Source organism: Myxococcus eversor (assembly GCF_010894455.1).
GTDB lineage: Bacteria > Myxococcota > Myxococcia > Myxococcales > Myxococcaceae > Myxococcus > Myxococcus eversor.
Window position 1 is genome coordinate 368,855 of the sequence record NZ_JAAIXY010000002.1, and the last position, 13,161, is coordinate 382,015.

The 13,161-nt window shown below is 69.0% G+C and carries 10 protein-coding genes; 4 read left to right on the forward strand and 6 right to left on the reverse strand.

The genetic code is table 11. From position 1 onward, the window contains the following. Position 1: 1 nt before the first annotated feature. The 5 genes from G4D83_RS04970 to G4D83_RS04990 form a co-directional block, all read right to left on the reverse strand. A complete protein-coding gene (locus G4D83_RS04970) occupies positions 2–823 on the reverse strand; it encodes a hypothetical protein (RefSeq protein WP_163863329.1) in 822 nt (273 codons plus the stop codon). A gap of 28 nt (positions 824–851) precedes the next feature. Continuing rightward, complete coding sequence (locus G4D83_RS04975; RefSeq protein WP_163863331.1) at positions 852–1,226, reverse strand: response regulator; 375 nt, start codon at positions 1,224–1,226, stop codon at positions 852–854. A 25-nt stretch (positions 1,227–1,251) separates the two neighbouring features. Next, positions 1,252–2,727 carry a DUF7125 family protein gene (locus G4D83_RS04980; RefSeq protein WP_163863333.1) on the reverse strand — a complete coding sequence of 492 codons (1,476 nt, stop codon included), beginning with the start codon at positions 2,725–2,727 and terminating at the stop codon, positions 1,252–1,254. A gap of 79 nt (positions 2,728–2,806) precedes the next feature. After that, positions 2,807–3,418 carry a hypothetical protein gene (locus G4D83_RS04985; RefSeq protein WP_163863335.1) on the reverse strand — a complete coding sequence of 204 codons (612 nt, stop codon included), beginning with the start codon at positions 3,416–3,418 and terminating at the stop codon, positions 2,807–2,809. Then, entirely contained in the window at positions 3,415–4,011 is a 597-nt protein-coding gene (locus tag G4D83_RS04990; RefSeq protein ID WP_163863337.1) for an RNA polymerase sigma factor, read from the reverse strand. The genes G4D83_RS04985 and G4D83_RS04990 overlap by 4 nt, the downstream gene beginning before the upstream one ends. A gap of 136 nt (positions 4,012–4,147) precedes the next feature. Between G4D83_RS04990 and G4D83_RS04995 the strand changes: the two genes are divergently transcribed. From G4D83_RS04995 to G4D83_RS05010, 4 genes are read left to right on the forward strand one after another with little or no spacing between them, the layout of a single operon-like run. Further along, positions 4,148–5,794, forward strand: a complete 1,647-nt coding sequence (locus G4D83_RS04995) for a SulP family inorganic anion transporter (protein ID WP_163863339.1) — start codon at positions 4,148–4,150, stop codon at positions 5,792–5,794. Between the two features lie 9 nt (positions 5,795–5,803). After that, complete coding sequence (locus G4D83_RS05000) at positions 5,804–9,109, forward strand: YbcC family protein (protein ID WP_163863341.1); 3,306 nt, start codon at positions 5,804–5,806, stop codon at positions 9,107–9,109. Beyond that, positions 9,096–10,466: a proton-conducting transporter transmembrane domain-containing protein gene (locus G4D83_RS05005; protein WP_163863343.1), complete on the forward strand. Its 1,371-nt coding sequence runs from the start codon at positions 9,096–9,098 to the stop codon at positions 10,464–10,466. Before G4D83_RS05000 ends, G4D83_RS05005 begins: the two co-directional genes overlap by 14 nt. Then, positions 10,463–11,923, forward strand: coding sequence for a proton-conducting transporter transmembrane domain-containing protein (locus G4D83_RS05010; RefSeq protein WP_163863345.1), 1,461 nt, complete (start codon positions 10,463–10,465; stop codon positions 11,921–11,923). The genes G4D83_RS05005 and G4D83_RS05010 overlap by 4 nt, the downstream gene beginning before the upstream one ends. Here G4D83_RS05010 and G4D83_RS05015 read toward each other — a convergent pair. Beyond that, positions 11,857–12,837: a hypothetical protein gene (locus G4D83_RS05015; protein ID WP_163863347.1), complete on the reverse strand. Its 981-nt coding sequence runs from the start codon at positions 12,835–12,837 to the stop codon at positions 11,857–11,859. The genes G4D83_RS05010 and G4D83_RS05015 overlap by 67 nt on opposite strands. Between the last annotated feature and the right edge of the window lie 324 nt (positions 12,838–13,161).

A 13,161-nucleotide genomic window follows, 5' to 3' on the forward strand; every position in this document is an offset into this window, starting at 1 on the left:
GTCAGTGCCGCAGCCGGGGCGTGGGGGCCCGCACGTGGACTTCCATGCGCGCATCCCCCGCCACCACGCTGCTGAGCACTTCCTGCTGCTCGGGAGACAGCCGAGCCACGGCGCGCAGCGCGGCCACCAGCAGCAGCGCCTCCACCGAGGACGGCACGCCCACGCCGTCCTTCCCCGTCTTCAGCGGCATGGGGAGCCGGGGCACGCGGTGGGCGGAGGTCAGCGCCTCCACGGCGTAGGCCGGCGTCGTGTCCAGCGTGACGGCGATGGCGGGCAGCTCCTGCGCGGCCTCGGCCTGCCCCCGCGCCTGCATCTCCATCAGCATCTGGAGCGCGCCCGGCTTGAAGTACAGCGCCAGCCCCGCCCGCCCATCATCCATGTGGAAGACGCACCCCTCGAAGGTGTGATTCAGGGGTCCGGAGACCGCCACCTCGAAGGGCTGGCTGTCGTCCCAGTACGTCCAGGGTTGCGCTTCCCAGAACTCGGTGGCCGCCTGGACGAAGAGCAGCGCCTTGTCCGAGCCCAGCGCGGACAACCCCCGCTGCCCCCAGGCCAGGAACGTGGCGATGGCCGCGCGCGAGGAGAGCGCCGCCGCCGGGGGCTCCGCCACCGCCACGCCCAGCGCCTCCCCGGCCTCCGCGAGCGCGGGCTCACATCGCACCCCGCTCAAATCCTCCAGCCCCTCCAGCAGCACCCGCAGGCCCGCCGCGTCGTCCTGCTCGAAGACGGGCTGGGACGGCTCGCCGCTTTCGGTGATGCGCAGATAGACCTGCGTGCTCCCCTGGGAGAGCGGCACGGGACCGAGCTTGAGCAGATGGAACATGGGGGCTTGCCGGAGACCTTCCGTGTCGTCAGCCGGAGGCGGCGCGCTTGCCATCCAGCGCCTTGCGAACCTGCTTCATCAGCGCGGGGATGTCGAAGGGCTTCTGGAGGAAGGGAATGCCCGGGTAATGGGCCCGCAGGGGGCCCACGTCCACCGCGCTCATGCCCAACAGAGACACCCCGGCCCAGCTCGGCTCCGCGCGGATGCGGTCGATGAGGGCGGGGCCGTCCAGCACCGGCATCATCCAGTCGGTGAGGACCAGGTCCGGGCGCAGCTCGCTCATGCGCTCCAGCGCCTCGCGGCCATGAGAGGCCGTCAGGACGCGGTAGCCCTCCTCCCTCAGGAGGTCCGCGAGGGCTTCCAGGATGCCCTGCTCGTCATCCACCACCAGGACCGTCTCCATACGGGCGGGCTTCGCTCCTCACGAATCAGGGATGTCCACCGCTCCGATGTCGGGCAAGGCCCGTCAACAGGGTGTCCAGGGCAACGGCGAAGGGAGGCAGCACCTCGATTCCTTGTCGGGAGATACGAAACTCCCGGATGGACGGGTCGTACTCGGTGTCCCGCAGCTTGAAGATGGTCAGCAGGCGGCGAAGGCGCCCCTCCAGCTCCACGTGCCGCAGGAAGAAGAGGTTCTCCGCCACGGCGGAGGGGCCCACTTCCAGCGGCACGTCGAGCGCGGGCCCGAAGAGGCGGGGCGTCTCCAGGCTGAAGATGGTGGTGGCGCACGACAGCCGCAGCTCCTGGGTGAGCGCCGCGAAGAAGGAACTCATCCGCGCGCTGTCCGGCGCGGCCTGGCTCATCGCGCTCAACCCATCCACGAACACCCGCGTCACCTGATGCTTGCGCACCGCGCTCAAGAGTTGGTCCGCCAGGATATCCAGGATGGACTCGGCGGGGGGTTGCCAGAGGATGTGCATCCTCCCCTCCTTCACTGCTTCACCCAGGTCCATGCCGGCGGCAGCCACCTTGTGGAGCAGGCGCTCGGGCGACTCGTAGAAGCCCATGTACAGGCACTGCTCGCCCCGCCTCAGTCCCTCGGCGAGCAGGCTGCTCCCCATCAGCGTCTTGCCGCTGCCGGGAGGCCCGAGCATCAGCGACGTGGAGCCCTTCGCCAGCCCTCCCGGGAAGAGCGCATCCAGCGAGGGGATTCCGAAGTGCACCCGCTCACTGCCAGGGTCCGGCGGCTGGGTGCGCCGCATGCGCGCCTCCAGCCGGGGGAAGACCTCCAGCCCGTCATTGGAGATGCGGAAGGTGTGCACGCCGCTCAGGGTGGCGCCACCCCGGAACTTGCGGACCTGCAGCTCGCGCCAGGAGCGCACGCCCAGGGTGCGCTCGCGCAGCTCCAGGATGCCGTCCACCATGGTGTATTCCGGGTGGACGGTGGGGCCGTTGGAGCTGGTGAGCATCAGCGCGGTGAAGCGCGACAGGCTCGCGGACACCTGCAGCTCGTGGATGAACTTCTTGAAGTCACGGCTGCTGCCGGCCGCCTCCTGCGCCTGGACCAGACCATCCAGCACGAGGATGCTGGTGTTGTGGTTGCGCACCTCGCGCCGCAGCAACTCCAGGAGCCCGGGCAGGCCCTGCTCCTCCAGCGTGCGGAAGCCGCTGACGTAGTAGACGCTCTCGGGCAGCAGCGCGGAGTCGAAGAAGGCCATGTCGCGCATGTTGGCGAGCATGCGAGCGTGCGACTCGGCCAGGAGCGTGACGTAGAGGCACCGCGCCCCCCCACGTCCCTGGTGGTAGCAGAGCTGGTTGGCGAAGAGCGTCTTGCCCGCCCCGGGCTCACCCACGACGATGTAGACACCCGAGGTGACAAGGCCACCCCCCAGCACGCCGTCGAGGCCGGGCACGCCAGTGGTCACGCGCGCGTCCTGCCGCGGCGCTTGCTCGGAAGGAGACATGAAGGGGCTCATACCGCAAAACCCGGCGTCCGCGCCCCTGGATTGCTTACAGGGGTGCGTGAAGGGGGGACAGGAGTGCTCAGGGGTCGGCGACCACGACGAAGTGCTCCTGGATGTGCCGGACGTCCGAGGCATGCGACACCCGGAGCTCGTAGCGCCCTGGCTTGTCGATTCGCACCCGTAACAGGGTGGCGGCGTCGCCGGTCCGCACGGTGAAGGCGTGGACGCAGCGGTCCTCGTCGCAGTCCACCAGCCCCCGTGAGAGAGCGTCGAGCGGATGGGGGTGGACCGCCAGGGGGGGCGAGGTCTCCAGCCGGACAGTGGCGGGCTCTCCGGAGTGGACTCGATGCGCCCATGGCAGCTCCAGCCAGCCGGCTCCGTCGCCCGGGAGCTGGAAGGCGACCTCCCGGGCCGGCAGCAGCTCCGGACCTGGAGGTCGAGGGAGCAGCAGCAGGACCAGCGCTCCCGTCAGCAACGCGCCCACCAGCACCCGGGTGGCGGGGTGGTGCGCCACGGAGAAGCGGGGCTGAGGCTTCGTCGCGGGAGGACCGCCGGACTGCTCGGCCCGGACGAGCGCGGCCTGGAGCCGGGCCCTCAAGTGGGCCGAGGGCTTCTCCGCCCGAAGCGCCCGGAGGGCCGCGTGGACCTCCTCGGGGAGCGGAGGTGGCCCGCCCTCATCCTGAGCGCTCATGGACGGCCTCCTTCGCTGAAGGCCTGAGCCTGGGGGTTGGAGGCCGCCAGGAACAACACCCCCAGCCGCGCGCGCCCCCGGGAGTGTCGACTCTTCACCGTGCCGAGCGGCACCCCGAGCACCCGCGCCACCTCCTCGTAGTCCAGGTCCTCCACGTCACACAGCAGGACGACGAGGCGGAACTTCTCCGGCAGCGCGTGAAGACACGCCAGCACCCGCTCCGCCTCCTCCGCGCGGCACAGCCGCGCCTCCGGGTCCGGCTGTTCGATGCCGCCCGAGAACAGCGAGCCCAGCACCGAAGAGGCCCCCTCCAGCACCGAGTCCAGCAACGAGCGCCGCCGCGCCTGCGAGCGCCGCTGCTCCAGGAACTGGTGCCGTGCGATTCCACACAGCCACCCCAGCCAGGAGTCGGAGTCCCGCGAGTCCCGGTGCAGGAATGCGCGCACCAGCGAGTCCTGCAACAGGTCCTCCGCCTCCTGTCGGCTCCGACACAGCGCCAGGCAGAAGCGGTGGAGCCGGGGCAGCAGCGGCTCCACGGCGGCCTCGAAGCACCGCCGCACGCTCGGCTCCGCGAGTGACTCACTCTGTTTCATTTTCAATCCAGACACGACCCCATCCCCTGAGAAACCAAGACACCCCATGCGGGCAATGGACTGCCCAGGAAATCAATACAAGCCCGGGAACCGGAGCGCGGCTCGTTCCATCTCTCGTTGTCGAGGGGGCGGCGCCATGCGAGCTACGCAGTCCAATGTCAGTCATTCGCCTGAGACCCAGGGACAGGCACCCTGGAAGCAAGACCTTGTCTCGGGTTTTCTCGTCTTCCTGCTCGCGTTGCCATTGTGTCTGGGTATCGCGATGGCGAGCGGCTTTCCGCCCGTGGCTGGCATCCTCACGGCGGTGGTGGGGGGCCTCTTGTCGTCCTGGGCGGGCAGCGCGCGGCTGACCATCAAGGGGCCCGCGGCGGGGCTCATCGTCATCGCGCTGGGGGCGGTGACGGAGCTGGGGGGAGGCGATGGCGTGCTCGGCTACCGGCGGGCGCTGGGGACCATCGTGGTGGCGGCGTGCCTGCAGATGCTCTTCGCGGCGCTGCGCGCGGGACGGCTGGGGGACTTGTTCCCGTCAGCGGTGGTGCACGGGATGCTCGCGGCCATTGGCGTCACCATCTGCGCCAGGCAGGTCCACGTGCTGCTGGGAGTCACTCCCGTGGCGCGGGCGCCGTTGGGGTTGCTGGCGGAGGTGCCGGCGAGCGTGGCGCGGCTGAATCCGGAGATTGCCCTCATCGGAGGGCTCGGCCTGGTGTTGCTGTTCGGCCATGCGGCGCTCAGTCGGCGGGTGACGTGGCTCCGGCGGATACCGGCGCCCCTGCTGGTGCTGGCCGTCGCGGTGCCGCTGGGGCTGGGGTTCGACCTGGAGCACGCGCACACGTTCACCTTCTCGCACGCCGTCTTCACCGTGGGGCCGAATCACCTGGTGAACCTGCCGAGCAACCTGCTCACGGCGCTCACCTTCCCGGACTTCTCCGGCGTGCTGTCCGTGCTGGGGCTCAAGTACGTGGTGATGTTCGCGCTGGTGGGCAGCGTGGAGTCGCTGTTGACGGTGAAGGCGGTGGACCTGCTGGACCCGGAGCAGCGCCGCTCGGACCTGGACAAGGACTTGTTCGCCACGGGGCTGGGCAACCTGGTGGCGGGGCTTTTGGGGGGACTGCCGATGATTTCGGAGGTGGTGCGCAGCTCCGCCAACCTGAGCCAGGGCGCGAGGAGCCGGCTGTCGAACTTCTTCCACGGCCTGTTCCTGTTGTTGTTCGTGGCGTTCGCGCCGGGGCTCATCCACCGGATTCCGCTGGCCGCGCTGGCGAGCATGCTCATCTTCACGGGCTTCCGACTGGCGTCGCCGGGTGAGCTGGTGAAGGCGTACCGCGTGGGGGCGGAGCAGGTGCTCATCTTCTGCGTCACGCTCGTCGTGACGCTGGCCACGGACCTGCTGGTGGGCGTGGCCGCGGGCATCGTCTTGAAGGCGGGGGTGCATCTGGTCAATGGGGCCTCGCCCCGGGAGATGTTCCGTCCCGACATCGACGAGCAGGTGAGCGCGGACCGGGTGGTGTTGCGCGTGCGCAGCGCGGCGGTGTTCACCAACTTCCTGGCGTTCAAGACGCTGCTGGACCGTCACGCCCAGGCGCAACGCATCGAGGTGGACCTGACGGAAGCCCGGCTGGTGGACCACACGGTGATGCAGCGGCTGCACGAGCTGGAGGTGGAGCGGGCCCGGGAGGGGCGGCAGCTGAAGGTGCTCGGGCTGGAGCGACATCGGGGGCTGTCTTCGCATCCCTTGTCCGCGCGGAAGAAGGCGCCGGCAGGAGACCTGGGTCTCACGCCCTGAGGCGAAGCCATGAGCCACGCCACTTGTCTGACTTCGCCCTCCGAAGACCGGGGCACGAGGCTGCGCGCCGCGCTGGCCCGGGCCAGCCACGTCCTTCCCGCCCAGGGCCCCATCGGCGTGTTCGTGCACCACAACACGCTGCACGCGTTTCAACACCTGCCCTTCCACGAGGCGGTGGCCACCGCGAGCCGGACCTTCGGCGCGGAGGGATATCTCTCCGAGGCGCGATTCCTGGAGTTGTACCGACAGGGCCGCATCACCGACCAGGACTTGCGGGCGGTGCTCGCGGAGCCGGGCGCGCCCCGTGTCACGCCACCGGAGGAGCTGACATGTGATGCGACGGCGCTGACGCTGCTCGCGCTGCTTCATCCGGTGGAAGCGGAGTCGGAGGCCTCGCTTCGCTGGAAGTTGGAGGAGCGCGGCGCGGCGGACCGGCTCCGCGCGGACCTGCCGCCCACCACGCGGCATGCGCTGCTCCGACGCTCGACCACGGAGGTACGCGCGTGGCTGGAGCGGGTGGGCCGGGACTGGACGATGACAGAGCTGGCGTGTGCGCTGCTCGACCCCGACATTGTGTCCACCGTACTTACGGCGGCGAGCGACATTCCACGGCCCCTTCCCGTGGATGTGGCGCTGCGACTGCTGGGTGTCCCGTCCGGTCGCGTGAACGCCTACGTCGACCGCGTGTCGCGCCAGCTCGACGGGCAGACGGCGCTCACGGTGGACGGCTGGTTGAGCGCGGAGGCGTCGAGAGTCACCTCCGAGCTGGCCACGGTGTTCGGAGGGGACGGCGGCCTGCGCTCGCTCCGTGAGCAACTGGAGCACGCGCCTGAGACCTTCGCGGTGCGAGCCCTGTGGGCCGCATGTCGCACGACGAAAACAGTATCCGACGAGCAGAGCGTCCCTCCGCGAACGACGGAGCCGCGCAGCCATCGCGAGCTGCTGCTCCAGGCCACGGGCGAGGATGTGAATGACTTGCTTCACCCCGTTCTCATCCGTGCCTGCGCGGCATTCCTGGATGAAGGCGTCGCGCATTGGAGCCTGCCGGGCCGGGAGCACGGCCTGCACACGGCCTGGGTGGCGATGATGCGCGACGGGCTCGGTGTCGCGCCCGACTGGCTGGATGGATTGGAAGACGACCTGGTGGCCGAGCCGGAGCACACGGTGCTCGGCATACTCGACGAACTGGGCGTGGCCGAGGCCGATTGGGAGCCCTACCTCGTCCGCGTGCTCCTCGCGCTGCCGGGCTGGGCGGGGATGATGCACCGGCTGGAGCACCACTCTGGGGACCGCGCCGAGGGAGCACCGCCCGCGCGGCTGCTGGACTTCGTCGCGTTGCGGCTCACCCTGGAACGACGTGCCCTGCGCGCGGTCGCCCGGCGACGACTCGACTACACCGGCCCGCTGTCCGGGCTGGCCCAACTCGCGAGACGTCCCCTCGAATCCACTCGGACCGCGAGCTGGCGACTCTTCCAGTGGGCACAGCTCCTGGCGCTGTCCGCGATGGACGTGGCGGGACTTCCACTTCGAGCCCGGCATGAGCTGCTCGCGGGACTGGAGGACTTCGACGACAGCGCGCGGCGTCGCGTCTGGCAGGAAGCCTACGAGCACCACTATCGAAGCGAGGTGTGCCGAGGTCTCGCGCGCAACCGTCTCCGCCCGGAGGCCGAGCGCACGGTGACGGCACCGCGCTTCCAGGTGATGTGCTGCATGGATGACCGGGAGGAGTCCTTCCGTCGCCACTTCGAGGAACTGGACGCGCGACACGAGACATTCGGCATCGCGGGCTTCTTCGGCGTGGCCTTCGACTATCGCGGGCTGGACGACGCGAGCCACGTCGCGCTGTGCCCCATCGTCGTCACCCCGGCGCACGTCGTGGAGGAGCAGGCGCGCGAGGAGCACCAACCCCTGGCGGAGACCCGAGCCAGACGACGGAGCCTGTGGGCACGCCTCGACCAGATGTTGCAGGAGGGCACCCACGCCCTGGAGCTCTCCTGGCTCTTCGTGCCGCTGCTCGGCCTGTTGTCCGCGCTGGCCCTGCCCTGGCAGCTCCTCTTTCCGCGAGCACGAGGTCGGCTGAGACGGGCCCTCGCCGAGAAGTGCCTGCCCAGTCCCTCCACCCGCCTCACGAGCCTGCGCGAACCCGAAGCACACCTTGCCTCACCGACGCTCAAGGCGCGGGGCTTCACCCTCGACGAGAAGGCGGCGCGGGTGGCGGCATCGCTGGAGAACCTGGGACTGGTGCGGGACTTCGCGCCGCTGGTGGTGGTGCTCGGCCATGGAGCGGTGAGCGTCAACAATCCCCATCAGGCGGCCTATGACTGCGGCGCATGCGGTGGCCGGCACGGAGGACCGAACGCGCGCCTCTTCGCGGAGATGGCGAACCGTCCCGAGGTCCGCGCGAGGCTGCGGGAGCGCGGTCTCCACATCCCTGACTCCACCTGGTTCATCGGCGGGCTGCACAACACCACCACCGACGAAGTGAGCCTGTATGACACGCAGGCCCTTCCGGAGTCAGCGCGTGGGGAATGGGCGGTGCTGCGCGCGGCCCTGGACCAGGCCCGTGCACTGTCCGCCCAGGAGCGCTGCCGACGCTTCGAGTCAGCGCCCCTCGGGCTGTCCGCGCCGGCGGCGCTCCGACATGTCGAGGCGCGCGCGGAGGACCTGGGGCAGCCTCGGCCGGAGCTGGGGCATGTCACCAACGCCGCCTGCATCGTGGGGCGCAGGGCGCTCACCCGAGGACTGTTCCTGGACCGGAGGGCCTTCCTCATCTCCTACGACCCGAGCCAGGACGCGAGCGGCGCCATCGTCGAGCGCATCCTCCTGGCGGCGGGCCCCGTCGGCGCGGGCATCAGCCTGGAGTACTACTTCTCCTGCGTCGACAACGAGCGCCACGGCTGCGGCACCAAGCTGCCCCACAACCTCACCGGCCTGCTCGGCGTCATGGACGGCGCGGAGAGCGACCTGCGCACGGGGTTGCCTCGACAGATGATTGAGATTCACGAGCCGATGCGACTGCTCCTCATCGTCGAGGCGAGCACCGGGGTGTTGTCTTCCATCCTCGCGCGGCAGCCCGCGCTCCAGGAGCTCATCGGTCAAGAGTGGGTGCAGCTCGTGAGCGTGGACCCGGTGACGGGAGAACAGCACCGCTTCACGCGCCACGGCTTCCAGTCACTCACGCCCCCGAAGACCCGCTTGCCGGAGGTGGCCTCCTCGTCGCACTGGTACCAGGGCCACCGCGACTTCCTGCCACCGGCCCTCATTCGCGCGCCAGCGCCGTGTCGCTCGGGAGAAGATCGTCATGCCTGTACCTGAGCTTGCCTGGACCTGGCTCACGGCGATGGTGCCGTTGAGTCCCCTGCTCGCCTTCTTCAGCCTGGGGACGGTGATGTTCCTGCACCGTGCGCCCAGCGAACGTTGGGTGGCGCGCCTGGTGCTGGGGGCGCTGTGGCTGTCATGGGGTTGCGCGGTGGCCACCGTCTTCCATTGGCTGTCTCGACCCGAAGCCGTGCGAGTCATACGGCTGTGTCCATGGTTCTCCTCGAGCGATTCGAGCTTCGACGTGACGCTCCAGCTCGACCCGCTCTCGGCGACGATGTGGCTGCTGACGAGCCTGCTCACCCTGCTCATCGGCCGCTTCTCGGTGAGCTACCTGCACCGGGAGCCGGGCTTCGCGCGGTTCTTCCTGCTGCTGTCGATGTTCTCCTCGGGAATGCTGTTGCTGGTGGGAGGTGGCAGCCTCGACATGCTCTTCGTGGGATGGGAGTGGGTGGGGCTCGCGTCGGCGCTGCTCATCGGCTTCTTCCACGAGCGGTCCGCGCCCCTGAACGCGGGGCTCCGGGCCTTCGGCACCTATCGACTCTGTGACATGGGGCTGCTGGCGGGACTGGTGCTGTTGCATCACCTGACAGGCACGACGGAGTGGAGCGGCGCGTTCAGCCCTCACCTCTCCGCGCTTCCGGCCACGGCGCTGAGCCTGTGTCTGTTGCTGGCCGCCATGGGGAAGTCCGCGCAGTTCCCCTTCAGTGGCTGGCTGCCTCGCGCCATGGAAGGTCCCACGCCGTCCAGTGCGCTGTTCTACGGAGCGCTCTCCGTGCATGCGGGGCTGTACCTGCTGCTGCGCGCGGCACCACTGTTGGAGCAGGCACCGGTGGCGAAGGGTGCGCTCGTGGTGGTGGGGCTGCTCACGGCGATACACGCCACCGTCGTGTGGAGAGTACAGACGGATGTGAAGAGCGCGCTCGCCCACGGGGTCCTGACACAGGTGGGCCTGATGTTCGTGGAGGTAGGCCTGGGGCTGTACACGCTCGCGCTCGTTCATCTGGTGGCGCATGCGTGTCTGCGCTGTCTCCAGCTCCTTCGCGCACCGTCCGCCCTGCGCGACGTCCAGGCACGACGCGCCGCGCTCCGGAACACACGCGCACCGTCCATCGTCACGGCGCACTCGCTGTTGCCGACGCGGTTCTACCGACTGGCGCTGGAGCGCTTCGCGGTCGACGTGCTGTTCGAGCGCTGGCTGGTCCAACCCGTGCTGCGCCTGGGTCATCGGTTGGATGGAGCGGAGCGTCGCTGGGTGGGCGGGCTCGATTCGGGAGCCTCGCGCCCGGAGGTCACCCCCGCGCCACGCCCCGCCGAGTCCGCGCCAGGCAGTCCCACCACGGGGGCCGCATGAGTCCCACCTTGTTCCTCTGCATCCTGGTGTCGCTCCCCCTCGTGGGCGCCGTGCTGCTCACCGTGTCGAGGCAACCCACGCTGGCTCGAGTCATCGCTACGGGCACGGCGGCCCTCACGTGGGTACTCGCCATCGCCGCGCCACACTTCGCCGGAGGCACTCCAACCGGCACCGGCCTCGCGGTGCCGTGGCTCAACGCGACCTTCCACGTCGGCATGGATGAGCCGAGCGCACGAGCACTGCCACTCGTCGCGCTGCTCACCCTCGTTACCCTCATCGCGAGCCCTCGCCAGGACTCCCACCGGCAAGTCCTCACCGCGCTGCTCCTCACCGAGAGCGCCACGCTGGGCTTCTTCTGTGCACACGATGTGCTTCCGCGGCTCCTCTTCTTCATCGCCATGGCGGCCCCCCTTGCTCGCGGGACACATGTGCCGTCCGCCGGGCGCGCGGTCCGGGTGTACCTGCTCCTCGGCACCCTGCCCGTCCTGCTGACCCTGGTGATGCTGGGCTGGCACGGGGGCCCGAGAACCCCCTTCCTCTCACCCGAGGAGCTCGCGAGCCTCCTGCCTCACGGCTGGCGCGTGGGGCTCTGCGCACTGTTCCTCATCGGCATCTGCGCGCGACTGGCGGTGGTGCCCTTCCATTCCTGGCTGCCCGTGGTGCTGACGCGAGGCCCTCTCGGCGTCGGGGTCCTTTGGATGAACCTCGCCGCGAGCCTCCATCTCCTGACGAATGTCGTGCAGCCGCTCTTGCCAGCGGAGTGGGGCGCGGTGGCTCCGGCGCTGGGAATTCTGGGGGCCGGTGCGGCGCTGTATGGCGCGCTGCTCGCGCTCGTTCAGACGGACCTGCGCCGCATGCTGGCCTTCCTGCTCGTGAGTCAGTCGGGGCTGCTGCTCGCGGGAGTGGCACTGGGTGGCCCCGCTGGACACTCCGGCGCGTGGCTCCAGTGTTTCTCCATGGGCATCGCCTTCACGGGTCTGGAGCTGCTCGTCCGCGCCATCGAGGCTCGCACCGGCACCACGGACCTGGAAGCACGGCACGGGCTCATCACCCGCGCGCCGCGCATGGCCATCACCTTCCTGCTGCTCGGGCTCTGCGCGCTGGGCTTCCCAGGCACGCTCGGCTTCGTCAGCGAGGACCTGCTGCTGCGCGGCACGCTCGGAGCCCATCCCCTGCTCGCGCTGCCACTGCTGCCGACGCTCGCGCTCAATGCCATCACCCTGGTGCGAGCCTTCCAGCGCGCCTTCCTGGGCCCGCGCCCGCGCGGCATGCCGTCCACCGAGGACCTTCTACCCCGTGAGCGTTGGACGACCCTGGCCCTGCTGGTGCTTCTCTGCGTGAGCGGTCTGTGGCCCTCGGCGCTCGTGCGGCCCGCCACCACGCCGGGGCTCTACTCCTCGACTTCCGTCTCGGTCCACTCCTGGTGGTTGAGGTTCGGGTCTCGGTTCGGGTTGTAGTTCGGGTCTTTCGACGGCACGTACTGGCCATTCCCATTCATCCAGTACTGATTCGCGCCCGACTCCACCTGGTGGCGCTTGCCATCCTTGGGGTTGCGGACCGTCTCCTCGTCCTTGATGTAGTTCATGAACCGGTGGTGGTTCCGGTCCGAGGCGGCGTTGCTGTCAGCGTAGTTCGAGGCAATCGCCTGGTTGATGGCGTCGTTCTTCTCATGGAAGGCGCGCTGCTGCGCCTCGAAGGCCGCCTTGTTCGCCTGCATGCGCTGGTTGTGCGCCGCCCAGCTCGCGCGCTCTCGCGCCATCTCGCCCTGGTTGTACGCCTGGACGTACTCCGGATTGTAGCGGGTGTTCGCCAGGGCGTTGAGGACGACCTCCTTGCTCGCCTCGTACCGCTCCTTCGGAGCATCCAGCGCATGGCTGTAGTAGCTCCAGTTCACCATGTTGCCCATGTCTGTCGCCGTCAGGTGGGTCACCATCATGTACGGGTCGCCGTTCTTGTCGGCCCACTCCGTCACCTTCGCGAGGAAGAGCTGCCGCATCGGGCCGACCTTGTAGAGCATGTCCGAGAAGCTCTTGTCGGAGGCCGCGATGGACGGGGCGTCGTACTGCTTCACCAGCTTCGCGCCCTCCTTCTTCGCAATCGGCACCAGGTCCTGCTGGATGACCTGCTCGATGGAGTGGAAGGGCCGCATCGCCTGGCCGCTCCGCGCGTACACCTGTTGCATCATCGGGTCGCCGGAGAACATGAACGTCTTCAGCGGCAGCATGTAGACATTCACGTTGCCCGGGCCGCTCATCGCCGCCTTGCCGTTGTTGACAATCCAGTTGTCCGGAAGCGGCATCATCGCCATCTCCATGAACTTGTCGTCATACAACTTGTGAGGGACGAGCTTGCCGTTCGCAGGGACCTTCATCTTGACCTCGGCCTCGGGTGAGTCGGCTTTCGGGGAATCGCCAGCGGCCTTGTTCTCGCGACAAGCCAGCACCACCACACACGATGCCGCGAGAGGAATCAGGAGAGATTTCATCGATGTCCCGGTTGTCCGCCTGAGCCACCAAAACTAACAGAGGACCGTCCGACCTCGAAAGCGCCCGCCACCCTGCTACGTGACAGGGCAAGAGGGGTGTCTGGCATCACTCAGGGGCGTGCCTACCGTGAAGCACGAAGCCACGTGAACCGGGAGGGGACGACATGATTCAGGCGAGCAGACCGAGAGTCTTGGGAGGTGTCCTCGCGG